Origin of the sequence: Campylobacter concisus (assembly GCF_001891085.1) — a bacterium.
Classification (GTDB): domain Bacteria; phylum Campylobacterota; class Campylobacteria; order Campylobacterales; family Campylobacteraceae; genus Campylobacter_A; species Campylobacter_A concisus_O.
The window spans coordinates 1-17,411 of sequence record NZ_JXUP01000013.1 but is presented as its reverse complement, the minus strand read 5'-3'; the positions used below and the strand labels follow the sequence as shown (position 1 = coordinate 17,411).

The window sequence follows — 17,411 nt, the reverse complement described above, 5'->3', positions numbered from 1 at the left end:
TATGGAAACTTTTAAAATTTACGTTTGTAGTCCCTACTCGGTATTTGGGAACGATAAGAAAAAGGCAAGAGAGGTAGCCATCAAGGCGCTAGCAGAAGCCAACGAGTATTTTAACGGCGATGAGAAGTATGAGCTATTTAGCCCAGTTCTAAGTAACTCAGCCTATAGAAATTTAAGCTATGACGAAGTCATGAAAATTTGCCTAAAACAGCTTGATAGTTGTGGCGCAATATTTATACCTAGTGAAAAAACTTGTGATCCAGACATCACTCAAAGCTCAAAAGGTATTTTGATGGAGATGAACCACGCTTTGCTAAACGACTATGCGATTTACGATCCGGGCGCGCTGTTCGGGGCGATTGAAATATAGGATAATAAATGACTACAAACGAGCTAAAAGACGCAGCCATCTTTGTGATGGCTTACTCATTTTTAAAGATGGACAGCACGCAAGATCTAGGGCTTTTCATCAACAAAAAGGCGAGTAAATTTATAGATGAGTTGATTAAAATTATGTCGCCTATTGTGCAGCACTACTACGCATTTAAAGAGCGTATAGAACTTCAGATAACAGCCCTTGAAAACAAAGCCAGCATTTGCAAAAGTGATTTTAGCACCACAGCACCACAGCTTGCTTGTGACCTGCTCTATCTAAAATTTGCACCAAATAACCGTAAAGGGCAGAGATTAGCACCCATACTGGCTGAATTTTACGCTTGCAATAAAGATAAGATAGCGTATATTCTAAACAAAAGTTACGACACGAAATACAGCAAGGAAGCCGAGGACAGCCAGAACCTAGCGTATTTTTACATTGAAAATATTTAAAGGATAAAAAATGACGACGCAAGAAATGATCGAAGTAATGCAAGCTTACGATAAAGGCGAGACAATAGAGGTTAAACTTTTTGGAGAAACCACTTGGGAAACATCGATTACCCCCACTTGGGATTGGCAGCTTAATGACTATCGTATAAAGCCCAAAATACAAAAATCAGAGGGCACCGGTTTAATGATATGGAAACGAAGCGAAGGCGAGCCGCTACATCCCAAAAGTCATTTTTACCAAAGCTCATACATAAAAAGAGAAAGAAACGTAGACGATTATGTCTATTGCGACGATATCCTTTGGTATTGGGAGTATAAAGACGAAGACGGCTTTTGGCATAAAACGGATTATCGTGCAACGAGAGCCGAGATAGTAGAAAAGTTATCAAATTTTAGCGACTTTAGCCCTCTTTACGCGCTTGGCTTTAGACTACCATAAAAACTAAAGGATAAAAAATGACACCACTTTTACCTATAACAGATCCTATCACTACTAAACAAGCTTGCGAGCTTTTAAAGTGCAACGCCGTAACCTTATGGCGCTACGTCAGAGATGGTAAATTTAAAAAGTATGCCATCACTCGCAAAAATGTCCTCTACTCCACAAGCGAGATCATGGCATTTCTTGAAGCCTCAGTAGTTTCACCATCTAGAGCTTAGAGCTCTATAAAAGACTGAGTATGAATGCAATTTTGGCCATAGTTATGATAATACTAAAAAAAGACCCAAGATTAACTACCAACACTCTTTCAATAGTGGCTTACAAGCTTGCAATCACAAATAAACACACAAAACTAAGCGGCGAACTCGCCGCACCCTATAAAATTATCAAAACATCTTTTCTTTGATGCCACCAAAATGCCTACAAGAGCGTTTAGTTACTATCGCTAAAAATTTAGCGCAACTGTCTTGATCGCAAGCTCCAACGCTGACGCGTTCAAGCAGCTGGCTTTACAAAGAAAATTTTTACTTATTTTTTTATCGACATGTTAGATAAAAGTGCATTTTTGTGATATTATCGCCATTTTAACCGCCCACAATATGAAAAAGGTTTGAAAATTTTAAAATTTTTAGTGTGACTGTAGTATTGTATGGCGCAGGCCAAGTGGGTTCATAGCCCCCCCTATCAAAGATTTTATGGCCAGCTTTGATCTAGCGAGCAGCTCACACAAACCAACCAACGCATCACACTCTAGCCGAGCCCACATAGCAAGCACGCCCACGCAAAGACCAATAGACACATTAAATTGCCTCGTAATTTTTCGTAATTTCCTAATCACAAGCGAGAAACAATCCACAAATTTCCACACATTTCGTCCAACGCTTCGTCATCTCAGACGCACCCAACCAAGAATCCATACAAGTTTTTATCTCAAAGCTCGCACACCCAAGCATTCCGTATCATCTCTCTATCAAACCATACAACGCAACTGTAAAAGAAATTTTGACAGTTGAGTTTTTGCACGCTCACGCTATTAAATATTACCACAAACCATACCAAAGCTTAAAAAATAAAACTAATCCACCTTACAAAAATCCATTCTAACCTTAAACAAAATCGCCATTTTTCATTAAAAATTAGCCAAATTTGCTCGCTCTAACCTTAAACCATTTCTCTTTACTACACACAAAAGCCGTATTTTAGGCACTCTTTTATTTTTAGTATTGAAAAGTATAATTTTCATGACTAAATTTTCACACCATTTTTTGACTATTTTTGCCAAACTAACCTTAAGCCATTTTTTGCCAAAAAGCCAAAAAATAGACAACAACCAGCGTGTAAATTTTGTTTTTTTGCAGTAGATATCCAGTCAAATTAGCCACCATACACTAAAAACAACGCCAGATCATTCACCAAAAAGCCACCAAACAAGCCAAATCCACGCCAATCGCATATCAAAAACCACAAAAACCACCAAATATGGAAAAATGGGCTGGGATTGCTCTCAAAAACTCGCACACTCACCCCACCCCGACAATCCATCTCATTACTTGCTTTGGCCGCTACTGGTGTTCGAACTTATGCCACCACTACTAAGCAAAAGCCAATCGCCCTCGCCGCCCTCGCCGCCGCTTGCATATTGTAATAATCCTACGATAGCACTTTGCTAATCACATGGTAGTTAAGGCGACAAACCTTAAACAAAACACATGTCGAATAAGTTTGAATAAAAAATTGATAAAATTGCACAATAATAAAAGATAAAGGTTAAACATGCAATCTAAAGAGCTTAATGAGCTTTTTTCAAGAGATAGACTAAAAGCATACACTAGTGAAGATGAGCATAGGGCAAATCTACTACTTATTGGCGATCTAGCACCAAAACTTGGTATCATCGAAATCATTACTAGAAATAAAATAGCACAAATTTTAGGAAACATGGATAGCGTTTTCATATCACGCCAACATTTGGTTATTGGTGTAGAGTGATAGACCAAAACAAAATACACAACGATCTACTTGACCTGCGTGGATTAAATTTATCAAAATACTCTAAATTTAATCGGCAAAGCAAAAGCACTATGCTAAATTATAAAAAAGTAAAGATATGCTATTCGCTACTTCTGACCATTAGAAATAGGGCTTTACATTGGGAAAATCTATATAAGCTAAACACCGATGGCACACCGCGTATATCGACTAACTTAGATGGCATAGTAGTAGGTGTAGACCCTGAAATTTTAAAGCTTTTTATAGATGATATTTTGTGCTGTTTTAATGAAGATTTAAAAGGATATCTTAAGTGAGGGCTTTAAAGCGCCCCCGGTGAATTGTAGATTAATTATAACCGAAATCTTACTAAAAGTAAAGGAGCACCCTTTACTCTGGAAATTTGATCTTAGAGCTTCCAAAAGAACCGCCACTTTGCCTGCTTTGACGCAAAAGCCCTATGTCTAGCTTCACGCCATCAGCACTCGCAGCGTCTTTTATACGTTTAAATTTAGCCTCTGCCCTCGCCTTAGCCTCGCGCAGATCCGCAACACTTAGCTTTGCGATCCTCTCATTGTGAGCTTTTGCCTTTGCCACCTTCTCTTCATCTTTTGAGTTTGGTATCTTTACTGGCACGAGTTCTTCATACTCTTTTCGAGCCTTTTTAGCTCCTTGCTGTACTCCTTACCTTTATCAAAACGCCTAACGCCAAGACCTCTTGCCATTATCCCACCAAACCCTAGCTCATCTTTGTTATAGTCTTTTGGTGCGATATCTGCTCCAGTGATATTGGCTACCCCCTGCGCTCCTAGCTGCTGTCCATAGCGGCCAAGAGGTGAGAGTGGCGGAAAGTAGCTTTTTGTTAGCTCGAGCAACCTTTTTGTCATCTTTACAGTATTAGGATCATCATCACTTTCTATCTTATAGCCTAGCGTGCTCTTACCACTTGCTATATTTATAGCCCCTCCTACAAAGCCTCCGTTAAACTCTAGCTTGTCAAATCCATCAAACCTAAATCCAGGCACCAAGCGGCCAGAGTTAAAATACCAGTTTGTATTACCAACTCTCATCCAGCTTTTTACGCCCACCAAGTTTGGCAGTGCACCACTTTCAGCCCACTCCGGTTTTGCTAGGTTATCTCGCTCATTATCAGCACCCAGCCATGCACTGCCGCCACTATAAGCCAGCATGGCTTGCATCATCAAAAATCTATCCGGACGCTTTAATGCAGCCTTTAGTACCATCGGAGTTGATTTTACAGCATAGTGTAAAAATGGCTGAACCCCCGTTTTATCAATCATTTTTAGAGTGCCATTGAAGTGAGTAGAATAATCAACATATGAATACTGCGCATCTTTCATCGCAGCCTTTAGCTCATCTGCACTAAATTTGCTAAAGTCATTTACGTCAAAGCCCTTGTCTTTGGCAATAATTTCAAGATTTTTCTTAAACCTAGCTATTTTAAATACCTTATCCTCCATCGAGTATAGATATCTAGCTTTCTCGCCACTCCAGCTACCCTCGGCCATATACGCTTCTTTTAATGCCTTGGTTAAGATATTGCCTTTTGACTCGCTTTGCAAAGGTTTTACCAGACCTTCGAGATCGTTTAGATGACTATCAAGCCCTAGCGAGTTAGCGAGATTCTCCCACTTTTTAAACTGTTTATCCCCTCTCATCCATGCAGCCGTAGTTTTAATTGCTTCATTAAAATCTCCATGTAAAAACGCTAGAGCCATATTTGAGCCAAAGTTATATAAGTGTGTAAAAGGATTTTTTACAGTCACATTTACCTTGACGTGATCGATCAGTTTAAAATACATATTGTTAAATTTCGCCATCTCACGCCCTAACAACTCAGCCTCAGCTAGAGCTTTAGCGACATCTTCTGGGACGTATTTACCAGCTAGTGCTCCATACTTTTTTATGCCACCACCCGCACTCTCATCAGACATCCTCACCCACTTTAGCCCCTCTGCTCCCTCAGGCGGTGCGTCTTTTGCAAATTTATCTGCAAAAAGCTTTAGCGTTTGAGCCTTAAGGAGCTGCTTTTTTTGCTCTAGGATCGTGTTTGTGACTGCAAAGGCCGCGTCGTCCTCGATCTGTCTTAGCTGCTTTTGCTCCCAGCTCATCTGTTTTCTAGCAAAAAATTTGCTTTGCCTTAGCGCCTTTGCGATACGGCCGTTTTCTTTAGCCTCGTCTAGGTGCTTTTTATAGTAGTGCTTGACGTAGTCTTTGATAACATTTTTTGATTCTAGTGCTCCAGCATCCACTAGAGCCTGCGCGCCGTCATCGATAGTCTTACGCACTTTTTCGTATAGTGGCCTTACATATTCTGGTAGTTTTTCTGGATTCATCTCACCATCTAGCGCCTTAAACATCGCCTTCCTATTTTCTAGGCTTAGTTTGCCAAGATACTCTTTAAATTGCCCAGCTTGAGTATATATGGCAGCTGTTGCTCTATGATATTCTCCTAGCAGATCGTCTATCTCTTTGGCATGCTCTCTGATATCTAATAACTTGCCAGCAAATGGTATGTTTTCATCAGTCCACTTTGCAGCTTTATCAAGCCCAAGGCTTGCCTTATCAAAGATATCATCAACCTTCAGCGCCCAACGGTCTAGTAGCTTACCTGATCTTTCTTGTATCTCTTTTAATGGACATTTTTCACTCATTAGCACAACCTCAATCCGTCTTTTATATTTCCATCTTTGTCTAGGTTTTTAGCTTTAAACTCTTCAAATTTAGCTACAGCCACCTTATCTCCACTCTGAGCTGCCTTTTTTAGCTTGTTTAGCTCGGCAGTCTTTAGTATCGCCTCTTTTTTGATAGGATCTAACTCATTAAAATATGCTGCCTTTATTTCAAAGCTCATATTTTTTAGCCTTGCTCTATCTCCTACGCCAGCTAACTCCTGAAGCGCATTCTCTTTTATAGGTATATTATCTATTTGAGACTTTGCGTATGCGTCTACTCTTATCTTTCCATCTTCTGCTATATCTATAAAAAATCTCTTTTTATCTCCATCTTTACCTATCTTGTCAAAGTAAATTTTACTATCACTGATTACTTTAAAGTCTGTATTTTTTATATCGTTTTTTAGGACAGAGAGTTGCTTATCACTCAAATTTATGCTTTTACCTAGTTCTTGTGTAGTTATTTCTTTGGAGCTAAATTTGTTTAGCAAGCTATTTTTGAAATTTATATCGTTAAAGCTCTCTTTTTTCATCACGGCTATACTATCATCTAGCTCTTTTTCGACGTTTGGATGTTCGTGCTTTATCTCTTCTATATTGCGTCTGTGATAGACTTTTTCTTCGTTTTGCTGTATAATGCTCTTACCGTCCGAAGAGTGTTCTATTGGGCTTTTAGCCGCAGAGCCTTGGACAGAATCGCTCGGCGTGGCAGTCTTCACGTCCGCTTTGATAGGAGTTTTGTCAAAGTCTGTCCTGCTGGCAAAAGCACTATCTTTTTCAAAAGCGGCTGAAGTGAGATTATCCCTTTTTGTAAAGACATCAGATGATACACTTGATGTCTCTGTGATTTTGGATATAATATGATCGTCGGTTGGCAAAAGAACAGAACTATCCTTTGCGTTAGCCTCAACGTCTTTGCTTGTAATATCGCTAGACTGAACAAACTTAGCGTTTTCCGACTTTGCATTACTTCTATCTCGATACGCTCCCTTTTGTATTTGTTGTGGTATAATTTCATTAGAGGTTAAAGGATGATTATCTCCTTTTGTAAAAGTATCAGATGATATACTTGATACTTTCCTCTCTTTTTCATAAGCTGTTACTATCCATTTATTTGGTGTTTTTTCGCCCATCCAATTATTTTTTAATACGACTTTATAACCATCTTTTTCTATTTGAATCGCTTCATTTTGCCTTATTTTTGTTTGTCCGTTTTTTATCACATCGTCTAAATTTTCAGCCGTTATCTCGGGATGTTTTGCCTTGATTTTAGCCAGTCCATATCCTTGCAATGCGCCTTTTTGATCTTGCCAAACTTTTCCCCAAACAAGATCTATATCACCTAATTCTTTTCTATAAAAAGCACCTGCTACTTGCCCTTGTTTTTCGGCTAGTAGTTTTTGCACAGCACCTTCACCATTATGATAAAACTCCGCATAATTTTCGCCAAATTCCTTGATTGGCACTATGCCGTTTGTTTTTTCTATCTCTCTTCTTATTTCCTTTATACCTTTATTTGAAAAACCTTTTGCTGTATTCATAAGATTATCATAAAACTTTGGAGCAACTTTTTTTAGTGCTACAACCGCAGCTTTGCTACCAACAAGCCCCACTAAAAATCCAGCTGCGAATCTATTTGGATTAAAACTTCCATCTTCATCGATAGAATTTAGTGTGCCACCAACCAAACCACTTGCTATATGAGAGTTAGCGTTGATATTTCTGCCACCTTTTGGATTATATAGACTTCCAAATTCTCGCTCAAAGTCTTCCATATCAGCATATTCACTCCCTTTTTTATACTCATAGCCTAGTGCATCACTGCTTTCAAGATCAGATTTTAGTTTATTAAAAGTAGCCTCATCCATCTTGCCAGCTCTTATCTTTGCGACGTCAGCTTTTGTAGTTAAAAAATCAGCCTTATAGTTTTTTTCATAACCTGCTGGAGTTAGTTTATACTCCCAGCCGCCAACTCCGTCGTTGCTTTCAATGGTTCTGTCAGTTATCCTACTTTTTCCATGCCTTGCATCTTTAGATAACACATTTTCTCTGTCGCTTAAGAATTTATCAACATCATATTCATTTACAAGCTTTTTATACTCTTCTTGCGTTTGCCCTACATGCCCTCTTATCTCATTATCACCGCTTCCTTGTTCTTCCACCATTTGCTTGCTTGCAGCTGTGGCATCAGTATCGCCATCTGTTTTAAAGGCTGGTCGCTGCTCCATTTGCTCATCGCTCTGGGCTGTCCGCTTTGTCTGGCTAGTGCTTGAAGTATTGCGTCCGCCTTTGCGTAATATTTCCTCATCGTCTCCTTGTCGTTCTCCTGTTCGGCTTGCATTATCGCCGATATCAGAAACGCTATCTGATAATCCGTTATTTTTTGCTTCTTCATTGACAAAACCACCCCCTAATTCATCTCTATCTCTGATCTCGTTAGCTATTTGTGCTTGAATTTTATTCTCATACACTTGGGCCACTTTTGAATTTGCATAGTCTTTGGCAATGTTTATATCTTTATTTATGTATGCTTGTGTAAAGGCCTGCACACTCTCATCACTAAAACCTCTTTGTTTTAGCCTTGTGGCATAAATCTCTGGAGTATAAGCCTGTGCTGCAATATCTTTTTCAAGCGCATAAAATATTCCTTGTCCAGCAAGTCTAGCATCCACGTCCGCTCCGTCGTTATAGGCTCTAGTATAGTTTATTTCATCTGCAGTTGGCTTAAATTTAGCATTGATTAGCTCCCTAGTCGCACTTGGTGACATACCTTGCTTTTGATATTCATTAATGGCTTTTTGCGTATCTGCGTATCTTATAGCTGATTGCTCTCTTGCATTATTTATACTAGCTTGCGCGGTCTGTATCCTTTCACCATAAGCTTTAGCATAGTCTCTTTGGATCTCAAAGTTTTTAAATTTAACTATATCTGCATAAGTGTCTGCATCCGTCCAGTCGCTTTTTTCTTTGCCCTGCATAGCCTCTTTTAATACATTTGTGGCCGTATCTTCATCAAGTCCCGCCTCTTTTGTGGCAAATTCCCTAGCAGTCATTGTCTGAGCCTCTTTCAACTCAGCGCCCACACTATCTCCACTGGCACTATTGCCGCCATCTAAAAACTCGCTATTTTGAGCACTCTCTATTACATCAGCCTCATTTGCCACCCTACTTGCTTGACGCTTTGCTATGAGCCTACTTATGCCTTGGATGCCTTGATCTATCGCGTGTCCCAAAACAAAACCACCGGCTGCACCGTAGCCTATATTTTTCAATGTCTCTTCATCGTTTTTACCTTCACCAAGAGCCATTACACCACCGCTTGCTGCACCAGTACCTGCGAAAAATAAGGTCTTTTTGCCAAACTGAGCTAGCTTGCTGCCTTTGCTAAGTAGTCCAGCTCCACCTATAAAATTTACAGGATCGCCAACCATCTCTGTGCCTATTTCGGCTAAACGGCTACCCCATGACGTCTCGCCAGTTGCCTTTTCATAATCATCTCGCAACTTCTCAGCACTTTTGATTTTAGGGCGCAGAGCTTGTTCTATGCTATTTTGATAGATATAATTTCCATTTTCGTCATGTTTGCCTTCATAAAATGGATTTATAAAATCACTTACACGCTCGGCAGTATTGGCTATACCTGTGAGTGTCTTAGCAGCACCTAGACCCCAGCCATGTTTTTTTGAGCCAAAATCTTCAAATTTTTGTGCATTTTTAGCTTCTTCCTCATCGATATCTCCGTGCATTACACTTTGAACTAGTTTTCCATCCAAGCCGACATTTGAAAGTTCCTTTCTTTTGGCTTGCTTATCGGCAGCATACTGACGTTTAGCCATATCTGTGATCAAGCTTGGCAAAAACCCCATGTTTTCTAATTGTGCTATCTTTTCATCGCCCAAATATTCACGTATGGTAATAGCCATTTACATCTCTCCATCATCACCAAAAATAAGTGGCTTTTTCTTTGATAAGTCTTTTTGTCTATCTTTATATTCAGCCTGATTGCCTTTTGCCTCACTTCTAGCAGATGATTCCTTTGTTAGCTCATCTACAAAATTTTTATTAAGATAGTATCCATCTTTGGTATTTCTTGCCACTCCAAGGTGCGCATATTCGTTATATGTAGCCGCGTTTACTTTCACCCAGTCATCATCACCTGTGGCAGCCTTATTTTTGCTAAAACGTTGCATTATATTTCCTATGGCCAGAACCTCTGCATCACTCTTGCCCTTTGTCTCATTTGGGAAAAATTGTCTAAATGCCGCTACATTAGCAGCATCTTCTTGTTTTTGTCGCTCTATCTTATCGGCACGCTCCTGTGCTAGCGTGTTATAGTAGTTAGCTTGAGTATTGACCCTAGCCATATCCACAGCCCTATCTCTATTTGCTCTTAGCTCATCTATACTTAGCTTTTTCTCATTAAAGATGCGGTCTTTTTCGTCTTTGTCTTTTTGATACGCTAGCTCATCACCTCTAGCCTTCATTGTATCAGCATGTGCGTTTTTTCTAAAATTTAGCTCATCGTTTCTAAAGAGCTTTTCCTCTTGATATCTCTTATTTTCATCATCTATCTTTTGACGATTTAGTCCTATATCTCCCACATCTTTTATACCATTTGCAACAGCACCAAGCCCAACAGCATATCCAGCTTTAGGACTTAGCGGACTTAATTCTGGACGTCTTAAAAACTCTATATTAAAGTAGCCCATTCTTCTTTTTCTCCTCTTCTTCCTTATCACTCATGCCAGCTGCTGATCTAGCCCAACCTTGCTCTAAATTTTGCTGCATCTGCTTTTGGCGTGCTTTCTCATCTTTTAAAATTTGCAAATTTAGATTGTAGTTTTTCATGGCTAGATCATTTTGCTTTTTAGCTTGCCTTCCTTGCTCTACCGCACTCCATATCCCAGCACCAGCACCAAGCAATGATCCAAATGCTTTTAGTCCATCTGCATTTTGGCTAGCCTTATCTCCTAAATTTTTTAAAAAATCCCACATTTCTTAACTCCTTTTTTAATGATATTATTACTAGGACATTTCCTAAAAAACATATATTTTTACTATCCTGTAGCTCCACCACTAGCACTATTTCTACCAGCGCCGTTTCTATCATGCGAGCTATTTCTACCAGCATTGCCATGTTTTTCTGCCTGTCTTTGTCTACTTTTTTCACTACGACTCATACCTGAAGAGCTACCACTAGAACTACCATGTTTCTCAGCTTGCCTTTGTCTACTCTTGTCGCTACGACTCATCTTTGAAGCTTTATCAAGATCCCTGGCCATACTCCTAGCCATACCCAAAGCACTATCTCTTTCTTTCTTGTTTAGTCCCTTTTCTTTACCACTTACTAGATTGTCGCCAACTTGACCTATATACATTCCAAATTTAGTTTTTATGCCAGCTATTTGCCCAGTTCTTTGATAGCTCTCTTTATCATATGCCAAATCTTTTGTTGGTACACCACCAAACATAGATTTTACTCCATCCAAAAAAGATAAAGGTGCTTCATATATCCCATGACCTATCTCATTAAATCCTGCTATATCACCACCAAAACCATAGCTTATGTCAAGCCCACTAGCTACTTCAAAGGCTTCATTTAAAATAGACCCCAATACCATACTAAGCCCTAGCGTAGCAAATCCGGCTTGCAGTCCTAAAGCTTTACCTAAAAGTCCTGCAGCTACATCTGCAATTTTTGCAGTTGAGACTTGGCTTACGACATCTGCTACAACAGCACCACTTATCTTTCCATCATAAGCCCATCCGGCAACTATCGCACCAACAACTCCAAATTTGGCATATGCTATGTTTTGCAAAGTCTGTTTAAAAAAGCCCTTTTGCCTTTGTTCCACCAACTCTCTAAGGAAATTTCCATCAGTGGCAGTTCTTTTACTAATAGATCCATCATCCATAGAAAAACCCATCTTACCACCGCTTTTTTCATGTAACCTATTGGCTAGCTTTACTATCTTGTCGGTATCTTCACTTATCTCATCATATATCTCTTTCTCTCGCCTCTTTTCATCAGCTGTTTTATAAAAGATTATTTGCATAGGCATCAGTGCAAACTCAACAAAATCCTCATTAAGCTCCATCATAGACGAGATCTTATCTACAAAAAAAGGCAAAAAGATAGAAGTGTAATTTATATTAGAAGTCCTACCGATTGCATAAGCAGCACCGGCAGCAAAGGTATTAGCATAAAGTTCTCCGCCAGCTAGATAGCTAAAAAGATCATCTGGCTCTTTGTTTGTTATGTTTAGTTCGTCATCAAAGGCTATAAACTGGCTCATTTTACTCGCTCAGAAATGCCCCCTTTGGGGCCATTTTGCTCATTTTATTTTAGGTAAATTAAAATTTTTTACCTTTTTAATATTTATACCAGCTCTTTTGATAATCTCATCGATTATATTAAAGAGATACTCAAACATATCAGAAGGCACGCTAAGATTTCCATTAGAGACATTTTGCATAAAATCGCCAGTCATCATGCCAGCTTTTATTATTCTATTGTCATTTATCTGCTCTTTTATGGCTACTTGTTGCTCCTCGGCCAGTTTAGTTTCAGCCTTTGTCTTTTCGGTTTGAGCCTTTGTAAGCTCTATTTGCATCTGTAAATTTTGTTTATCAAGCTCTAGTCTATCTCTAAGTCCTTGGTTTTTGAGCTCCAAAGCTTCAAGCTCTTTTTCTAACGTTAAAGCCTTGGTTGCAACATCACCGGCTGCATCCATTGCTTTTGTTGTAAAGGCGATCGTCATCTCAGCCATAAGCGAGGTTATAAATTTAGCCCTAGCATCATCTGTTATCTGAAAGTTATCAAACTCGCTTTTTATATGAGCTAAAGCCTTTTGATATATCGAGCGCTCGCCAGTACTACTTGCCAAAATTGCTTCAAAATTTTCTACAAAATTATCTTTATAATTGATCGCGCTCATGCTAATCCCTTTCTTATTCTGTCTAATTTGTTTATTTTTAACTTCTGTACATTAACCTCTTCTTGTAAACCACCAACAGCCGTCTTAATACCGTTATTTTCTATATCACTTATCCTGCCAGATAGCGCATTTATGGCATTACTTATATCACCAAATGAGCTCTCGTAAGACAAAACCTTACTTTTTAGATCATCTATTTGTGTCTGTTGTTTTTTTATTTTTTCATCTAATTCTTCAATAGTCATACTGCCTCCGCCCTTCTTCTCCAGCCATTGGCATAGACTCTCAATTTTGGATTTTGTTTAATTAGCATGTTGTAGTGTTCAAGCTCCGCTCTATCAAACTCTTTGTCAAATTTCTCTTCATCTACTTTATTTATAGCTGCCAAGCTTATCTCACCCATTATGCCGTCATCTACTACACCAGCTATTCGTTGTGCAACTCTTATGGCAGGTTTTGTGTCAGCATTTACACCAAAGATAAACATTTCATTGGCCTTTAACTGACTATTAATTTCACCAAGCCTCATCCTATCCCAATACTTTTGCTTGTAAAATTTCCAAACTTCATCACGAAGATCCTTGTTATCAAACAACATCCTTGATATTTTTTCGGTATCGCCGCCATATGCTAACGCAGCAAGTATCTCATTCCAGCCTTTCCAGCTTGAATGATACTTTTGATATATCCCCATAAATGTCCACTCACGCTCGGTAGGATTTTTGTGTAAAGCTTTTTCAGGGCGACTAAACTCTAAACCCATTAAAATTTGAAAAGCATTGTTAAAATCTGCCATTTTTACTCCTTATGTTAATTTTTTAAGATTTTTTAACACATTGCTTTGACGTGCTAAAATTTTCCTCAAAAAATACTCGCTCTTTATGCTCGCCTTTTTTACCGATATTAAAGCCCTCTACTGGACGGTGATAACCCATAACTCTACTCCATACGGTGCATCTGGTGCGCTGTGCTTGCAAGGCATGCAAGATCTCACTACTTGTCATCACCAAACTCCTCATGTTTAAAATTTCCGCCATAGTCGTCATAGCCATCGTATCTCCTTCCAGCCTTGCTTGATACAAAGTCTCTAACAAAGATCAGTGCCTCACTTCCCATCCAAGCACCCACACCACAAATTGCAAAACTCACGTGTTCATCCTTGGCAAAAAAGTAAGCTATCTCATAAACTACATATGCACTAAAGCAGCCGTCCCACGTTCGTTTGAGTAAAATTTTTATGCCTCCACCACCATTTTTTATAAAAGCGGTGATAGAGCCTGCACAACCTATGATTAATACATAAAATAAATAATGTAATTCCACGACTATGCTCTAAAGATACTAATTATCTTTGCCGGGCTCAATAGAACATTTACTACACCCTGAGTGATGGCCAAAGCTGTGAGCTTCATCTCTTCATTGTAAAAAATATTGCCATAAAGGCGGTACAGGGCGACACTAAACACTACCATAAACAAACCACCAAGCAACAATACCAAACAGCGCCTAATTTTGCTTTTTGCTTTTGGTAGTAGCTTAATCTCGCTCATTTTTTTCTCCCCATTTTGCTGCGGACGTACTAGATTGCGGCACATTTGCATGCACACATTGCTTTAGAAGATCTTCGCAGGCTTTAAAATACTCTGCTATCTTTTTTTGATTATCTGGATCGTTTCTGTCTCGCTCTGGTTTTTGTGGCATTTTATCGATGCAAGATACTGTGATATATACATCTTGATATTCTGTTTGCTTAATGATTTGTGGCTCTTTACTTGCACAGCCTGAAAATATAGCGACAAGAAAAAGCGTGATCTTAACGTGCCAGCTCATCAAAAATCCTTTCGCAACGCTCCAGCTTCTCTTCGCAGCTTTGCGTAACCAGTGGCTTGATACCATCAAATTTTCTCCTAGCTTTTTCTTGTGTCTTTTTTACATCAGGTTTTTTTATTTCAAGCTCTTTAAATTTAACATTCTGCAACTCGATCTTTGCGTTACACGCCTCGAGATTTGCTTTGACAACTGCACTAATTGCCTCTTTTATCGCTAGCTCGTTTTGTGCTTCCTTTAGTTCAGCCTTAGCGTCTTTAATACCACCTTTTAGACTGTAAATTTCAGCTCCAAGTCCTAGCATTACACCCATTAACCCACCAATTACGATTAGCCAAAGTTTATTTGCAATTAAAAAATTCATTCTACTAGCACCCAGTCAGTAGCAAGAACGTCTGTTTGGCTAGCAAGCCACGGCACGATCTTATCGTCAGCCGTCTTCATATCGATGTGAGGGCAGTAATCAATCTCCTCCCCCTCACCAAAAATAGATAAAAGTGGTTCACGATTTGCGATAAATTTAGATCCTTTGACCAAAAATAAAAACATCCCTTTACCATTCCAACCTTTGCGAGCTACCTTTTTACCCTGTTTTAAAAAACGTATCGCAGAGCCAAAATCAAACCCATCAGAGATATTTTGATAGGCAGCTTCAAAAAGATTTTTAGGTGACCATGAGATATACCCATCAAAATTTGGATGATTTTTCTTACTATCAGCGTACTCTACAAGATAGCCCTCATCATTTGGATTTTCATCCGTAGGTACTTCCCAGCCACGTAGCTTATTGTATTCTCCACGACTCATTGGCATAGCTTTAATCTCTTTCATTCCTATGTACTTTTGCATTATGTCTCCTTTATTTAATAAAATTTATAAAAAATACAGCCGTCAATAGACGGTAACTATGGCCACCAAATTCTTTATGGATGGCTTCGCTATTTAACCATTTTAAACGGATTTACGCACCAAACACTTTTAAGCACTTTCTTATCATCTGCTTCAAGATATGTGTTTTTGTTATCTTCATCCATCCCACAAATATCCATAAGCTTCCATCCTAGATATATCCTACAATAAAACTTAGATTTACCGTATCTAATCTCACGGTAATAACCAAAGCGCTCACATCCATCTTTAAGCCTGCAAGTCACTAGGCATTGAGTGCTTTCTCTGCCTTTGTTTTCTGTAGCTAGAGTATTACCGACACTTTTAACACTGCTTGCATCTATATCTTCAACTTTGACACCTAGATACTTCGCACTAAAGTTTCCTATTCTGTTACGATATAGCCAACAAAGCCTAGCCCAATAAGTTTTATTTTTGCCGTTTGGGAAGTGCTCGTTTTTCCAGCCGTCGTCGCCATTTATCCCATAGTCGTTCTCATCAAACCACGCCGCCCATTTAGGCAAATTCTCGCTTTTCTCATCGCAAGCTAGCAGAGCGATAGGTACTACTATAAAGTGTAGTATCTCGATAGGTAACTCAATAGCTACATTTTTAAGAATTTGTAGTTTTTGCTTTTGGTTTAGCTTCATCTTTTACCTCTGCTTTATACTTAGGGCACTTAGGACACTCGCTCCAAGTGCAGTTACCATCTTTAAGCTTGCTCGCACACACTTCACATCTTTTTACCCTTACTCTCATTTCAGCCCCTCCCTTTGAATTATTAATTCCTTATACTCATTTCTTAAACTCTCTAACACGGCAGTATTGCCTATAATAAGAGCATGCTTTATATCATCCTCACATTCGTTTATATCCGCTTCAAGCTGTGCTAAAGCCCTAGCTTTTTCATCTACCTTTGGCTCTAAAAGCTTGTTTGCTTCATCGTCGCTTATTGGTATTAGTCCTAGCTCTTTTATTCTTTGATTCAGCAGTTCTTCTCTTATGTCATCTTCATAAGCATAAATTTCATTATTTTTATTTTTATATCGTTTCATCTTTGCTCCTTATCTTAGTTCATCCCAATACACGATTGCATATTGAGTTGAGTTTGGAATGATTTTATATGTTGCTTTAGGTGGGACTATGAAATTTATAATGCATCTATCTGGCTCATCGTGAGTTATTATCTTTTTGTTATTTATGAGCACATCAAAATTCACTTTATAGGCATTGTTTATTAGCAAATAAATGTATATTGGTTTATCTGTAGTGTTTTCATAGTTTTCATTCATGTTTCTTTGCGATGTAACGTTTTTATATTCTTGCTCTATGCCTAGCCCTTTATTTGCCTCTATCGCTTCAGCAACTGCTTTTTCGGTTACCGCTGCGTCCTCTTGCTTGGCAGTTATGGTGTTTTTGAGCTTTGTGATGCCTGCTTTTGTTTCGGTGGCAAGTATTGTTTTATCGATTTGCCCACCTGTTGGAGTATTTACGTTTTTGACTTTTATAATGAACACTACTGCCATATTGTATGGTCGAGTTTCGTTTGCAGGTTTAGATGTTGCAAATATTGGTTTGTCTTCCTTACCTGCAACACTTTTGTAGGCTATATCAGTGCCAGTAGTAGAATATGTATATTGAACAGCTCTATAATCGTTTCCTGTAGTACCATAAACATTTCTATTACCTAAGCTATCTGTTACTATACTTCTAAGTTGTAAGCTATTTACAWGGCGGTTTATTACTATCTTGTGCCTAATATGTATTGACATTGCACCAAATATTCTTAGATATAGCTATATC

At 38.8% G+C, this 17,411-nt stretch carries 25 protein-coding genes; 6 read left to right on the top strand and 19 right to left on the bottom strand.

All coding sequences use genetic code 11. The features are described 5' to 3' along the window. The first annotated feature begins 1 nt into the window (after position 1). From TH67_RS09970 to TH67_RS10750, 6 genes are all read left to right on the top strand, one after another. Positions 2 to 370, top strand: coding sequence for a hypothetical protein (locus TH67_RS09970; protein ID WP_072595433.1), 369 nt, complete (start codon positions 2 to 4; stop codon positions 368 to 370). Positions 371 to 378: 8 nt separating this feature from the next. Continuing rightward, entirely contained in the window at positions 379 to 828 is a 450-nt protein-coding gene (locus tag TH67_RS09965; protein WP_072595432.1) for a hypothetical protein, read from the top strand. Positions 829 to 838: 10 nt separating this feature from the next. Continuing rightward, positions 839 to 1,267 carry a hypothetical protein gene (locus tag TH67_RS09960; protein WP_072595431.1) on the top strand — a complete coding sequence of 143 codons (429 nt, stop codon included), beginning with the start codon at positions 839 to 841 and terminating at the stop codon, positions 1,265 to 1,267. A 17-nt stretch (positions 1,268 to 1,284) separates the two neighbouring features. Beyond that, complete coding sequence (locus TH67_RS09955; RefSeq protein WP_081370945.1) at positions 1,285 to 1,488, top strand: helix-turn-helix domain-containing protein; 204 nt, start codon at positions 1,285 to 1,287, stop codon at positions 1,486 to 1,488. A 1,555-nt stretch (positions 1,489 to 3,043) separates the two neighbouring features. Further along, positions 3,044 to 3,259: a hypothetical protein gene (locus tag TH67_RS10755; protein WP_257638081.1), complete on the top strand. Its 216-nt coding sequence runs from the start codon at positions 3,044 to 3,046 to the stop codon at positions 3,257 to 3,259. Further along, positions 3,256 to 3,576, top strand: a complete 321-nt coding sequence (locus tag TH67_RS10750) for a hypothetical protein (protein ID WP_257638080.1) — start codon at positions 3,256 to 3,258, stop codon at positions 3,574 to 3,576. Before TH67_RS10755 ends, TH67_RS10750 begins: the two co-directional genes overlap by 4 nt. 73 nt (positions 3,577 to 3,649) lie before the next feature. Here the strand turns inward: TH67_RS10750 and TH67_RS09945 are convergent, their stop codons facing one another. The 19 genes from TH67_RS09945 to TH67_RS09860 all read right to left on the bottom strand — a co-directional run bounded on the left by TH67_RS09945 (position 3,650) and on the right by TH67_RS09860 (position 17,125). Next, positions 3,650 to 3,895, bottom strand: a complete 246-nt coding sequence (locus tag TH67_RS09945; protein ID WP_072595430.1) for a hypothetical protein — start codon at positions 3,893 to 3,895, stop codon at positions 3,650 to 3,652. After that, a complete protein-coding gene (locus tag TH67_RS09940; RefSeq protein ID WP_072595429.1) occupies positions 3,886 to 5,934 on the bottom strand; it encodes a hypothetical protein in 2,049 nt (682 codons plus the stop codon). Before TH67_RS09940 ends, TH67_RS09945 begins: the two co-directional genes overlap by 10 nt. After that, positions 5,934 to 9,878 carry a putative barnase/colicin E5 family endoribonuclease gene (locus tag TH67_RS09935; protein WP_072595428.1) on the bottom strand — a complete coding sequence of 1,315 codons (3,945 nt, stop codon included), beginning with the start codon at positions 9,876 to 9,878 and terminating at the stop codon, positions 5,934 to 5,936. The genes TH67_RS09940 and TH67_RS09935 overlap by 1 nt, the downstream gene beginning before the upstream one ends. Beyond that, entirely contained in the window at positions 9,879 to 10,664 is a 786-nt protein-coding gene (locus TH67_RS09930; protein WP_072595427.1) for a hypothetical protein, read from the bottom strand. Beyond that, entirely contained in the window at positions 10,651 to 10,950 is a 300-nt protein-coding gene (locus tag TH67_RS09925; RefSeq protein WP_072595426.1) for a hypothetical protein, read from the bottom strand. The genes TH67_RS09930 and TH67_RS09925 overlap by 14 nt, the downstream gene beginning before the upstream one ends. Positions 10,951 to 11,012: 62 nt before the next feature. Beyond that, the gene (locus tag TH67_RS09920) at positions 11,013 to 12,251 is read right to left on the bottom strand and encodes a hypothetical protein (protein WP_072595425.1); all 1,239 of its coding nucleotides are present in this window, start codon (positions 12,249 to 12,251) and stop codon (positions 11,013 to 11,015) included. A 39-nt stretch (positions 12,252 to 12,290) separates the two neighbouring features. Beyond that, positions 12,291 to 12,893: a hypothetical protein gene (locus TH67_RS09915; RefSeq protein ID WP_072595424.1), complete on the bottom strand. Its 603-nt coding sequence runs from the start codon at positions 12,891 to 12,893 to the stop codon at positions 12,291 to 12,293. Next, positions 12,890 to 13,138 (bottom strand): hypothetical protein, encoded by a 249-nt coding sequence (locus TH67_RS09910; protein WP_072595423.1) that lies wholly within the window; start codon positions 13,136 to 13,138, stop codon positions 12,890 to 12,892. Before TH67_RS09910 ends, TH67_RS09915 begins: the two co-directional genes overlap by 4 nt. Then, positions 13,135 to 13,689, bottom strand: coding sequence for a glycosyl hydrolase 108 family protein (locus TH67_RS09905; RefSeq protein ID WP_072595422.1), 555 nt, complete (start codon positions 13,687 to 13,689; stop codon positions 13,135 to 13,137). The genes TH67_RS09910 and TH67_RS09905 overlap by 4 nt, the downstream gene beginning before the upstream one ends. Positions 13,690 to 13,711: 22 nt before the next feature. Continuing rightward, positions 13,712 to 13,897 carry an anaerobic ribonucleoside-triphosphate reductase gene (nrdD, locus tag TH67_RS09900; RefSeq protein WP_072595421.1) on the bottom strand — a complete coding sequence of 62 codons (186 nt, stop codon included), beginning with the start codon at positions 13,895 to 13,897 and terminating at the stop codon, positions 13,712 to 13,714. Continuing rightward, a complete protein-coding gene (locus TH67_RS09895; protein WP_035143424.1) occupies positions 13,887 to 14,216 on the bottom strand; it encodes a hypothetical protein in 330 nt (109 codons plus the stop codon). Before TH67_RS09895 ends, nrdD begins: the two co-directional genes overlap by 11 nt. A 2-nt stretch (positions 14,217 to 14,218) precedes the next feature. Next, positions 14,219 to 14,443 (bottom strand): hypothetical protein, encoded by a 225-nt coding sequence (locus tag TH67_RS09890; protein WP_035142478.1) that lies wholly within the window; start codon positions 14,441 to 14,443, stop codon positions 14,219 to 14,221. Next, positions 14,430 to 14,723: a hypothetical protein gene (locus TH67_RS09885; RefSeq protein WP_072595420.1), complete on the bottom strand. Its 294-nt coding sequence runs from the start codon at positions 14,721 to 14,723 to the stop codon at positions 14,430 to 14,432. Before TH67_RS09885 ends, TH67_RS09890 begins: the two co-directional genes overlap by 14 nt. Further along, positions 14,707 to 15,084 carry a hypothetical protein gene (locus TH67_RS09880; protein ID WP_072595419.1) on the bottom strand — a complete coding sequence of 126 codons (378 nt, stop codon included), beginning with the start codon at positions 15,082 to 15,084 and terminating at the stop codon, positions 14,707 to 14,709. Before TH67_RS09880 ends, TH67_RS09885 begins: the two co-directional genes overlap by 17 nt. Beyond that, positions 15,081 to 15,569, bottom strand: coding sequence for a DUF2829 domain-containing protein (locus TH67_RS09875; RefSeq protein WP_072595418.1), 489 nt, complete (start codon positions 15,567 to 15,569; stop codon positions 15,081 to 15,083). The genes TH67_RS09880 and TH67_RS09875 overlap by 4 nt, the downstream gene beginning before the upstream one ends. Before the next feature lie 89 nt (positions 15,570 to 15,658). Beyond that, positions 15,659 to 16,258, bottom strand: a complete 600-nt coding sequence (locus TH67_RS09870; protein WP_072595417.1) for a DUF7338 family protein — start codon at positions 16,256 to 16,258, stop codon at positions 15,659 to 15,661. Next, positions 16,221 to 16,367 carry a hypothetical protein gene (locus TH67_RS10430; RefSeq protein WP_180371760.1) on the bottom strand — a complete coding sequence of 49 codons (147 nt, stop codon included), beginning with the start codon at positions 16,365 to 16,367 and terminating at the stop codon, positions 16,221 to 16,223. The genes TH67_RS09870 and TH67_RS10430 overlap by 38 nt, the downstream gene beginning before the upstream one ends. Further along, positions 16,364 to 16,663 carry a hypothetical protein gene (locus TH67_RS09865; protein ID WP_072595416.1) on the bottom strand — a complete coding sequence of 100 codons (300 nt, stop codon included), beginning with the start codon at positions 16,661 to 16,663 and terminating at the stop codon, positions 16,364 to 16,366. Before TH67_RS09865 ends, TH67_RS10430 begins: the two co-directional genes overlap by 4 nt. 9 nt (positions 16,664 to 16,672) lie before the next feature. Further along, positions 16,673 to 17,125 carry a hypothetical protein gene (locus tag TH67_RS09860; RefSeq protein WP_180371759.1) on the bottom strand — a complete coding sequence of 151 codons (453 nt, stop codon included), beginning with the start codon at positions 17,123 to 17,125 and terminating at the stop codon, positions 16,673 to 16,675. Positions 17,126 to 17,411 lie beyond the last annotated feature (286 nt).

Bases quoted from the DNA above. Each gene is read 5' to 3' on its own strand.
- TH67_RS09935 (WP_072595428.1), bottom strand. From the start codon at position 9,878: ATGGCTATTACCATACGTGAATATTTGGGCGATGAAAAGATAGCACAA.
- TH67_RS09885 (WP_072595420.1), bottom strand. From the start codon at position 14,723: ATGAGCTGGCACGTTAAGATCACGCTTTTTCTTGTCGCTATATTTTCA.
- TH67_RS09910 (WP_072595423.1), bottom strand. From the start codon at position 13,138: ATGACTATTGAAGAATTAGATGAAAAAATAAAAAAACAACAGACACAA.
- TH67_RS09930 (WP_072595427.1), bottom strand. From the start codon at position 10,664: ATGGGCTACTTTAATATAGAGTTTTTAAGACGTCCAGAATTAAGTCCG.
- TH67_RS09955 (WP_081370945.1), top strand. From the start codon at position 1,285: ATGACACCACTTTTACCTATAACAGATCCTATCACTACTAAACAAGCT.
- TH67_RS09880 (WP_072595419.1), bottom strand. From the start codon at position 15,084: ATGAATTTTTTAATTGCAAATAAACTTTGGCTAATCGTAATTGGTGGG.
- TH67_RS09865 (WP_072595416.1), bottom strand. From the start codon at position 16,663: ATGAAACGATATAAAAATAAAAATAATGAAATTTATGCTTATGAAGAT.
- TH67_RS09940 (WP_072595429.1), bottom strand. From the start codon at position 5,934: ATGAGTGAAAAATGTCCATTAAAAGAGATACAAGAAAGATCAGGTAAG.
- TH67_RS09875 (WP_072595418.1), bottom strand. From the start codon at position 15,569: ATGCAAAAGTACATAGGAATGAAAGAGATTAAAGCTATGCCAATGAGT.
- TH67_RS10755 (WP_257638081.1), top strand. From the start codon at position 3,044: ATGCAATCTAAAGAGCTTAATGAGCTTTTTTCAAGAGATAGACTAAAA.
- TH67_RS09970 (WP_072595433.1), top strand. From the start codon at position 2: ATGGAAACTTTTAAAATTTACGTTTGTAGTCCCTACTCGGTATTTGGG.
- TH67_RS09915 (WP_072595424.1), bottom strand. From the start codon at position 12,893: ATGAGCGCGATCAATTATAAAGATAATTTTGTAGAAAATTTTGAAGCA.
- TH67_RS09905 (WP_072595422.1), bottom strand. From the start codon at position 13,689: ATGGCAGATTTTAACAATGCTTTTCAAATTTTAATGGGTTTAGAGTTT.
- TH67_RS09925 (WP_072595426.1), bottom strand. From the start codon at position 10,950: ATGTGGGATTTTTTAAAAAATTTAGGAGATAAGGCTAGCCAAAATGCA.
- TH67_RS09965 (WP_072595432.1), top strand. From the start codon at position 379: ATGACTACAAACGAGCTAAAAGACGCAGCCATCTTTGTGATGGCTTAC.
- TH67_RS09870 (WP_072595417.1), bottom strand. From the start codon at position 16,258: ATGAAGCTAAACCAAAAGCAAAAACTACAAATTCTTAAAAATGTAGCT.
- TH67_RS09960 (WP_072595431.1), top strand. From the start codon at position 839: ATGACGACGCAAGAAATGATCGAAGTAATGCAAGCTTACGATAAAGGC.
- nrdD (WP_072595421.1), bottom strand. From the start codon at position 13,897: ATGACAAGTAGTGAGATCTTGCATGCCTTGCAAGCACAGCGCACCAGA.
- TH67_RS09890 (WP_035142478.1), bottom strand. From the start codon at position 14,443: ATGAGCGAGATTAAGCTACTACCAAAAGCAAAAAGCAAAATTAGGCGC.
- TH67_RS10430 (WP_180371760.1), bottom strand. From the start codon at position 16,367: ATGAGAGTAAGGGTAAAAAGATGTGAAGTGTGTGCGAGCAAGCTTAAA.
- TH67_RS09920 (WP_072595425.1), bottom strand. From the start codon at position 12,251: ATGAGCCAGTTTATAGCCTTTGATGACGAACTAAACATAACAAACAAA.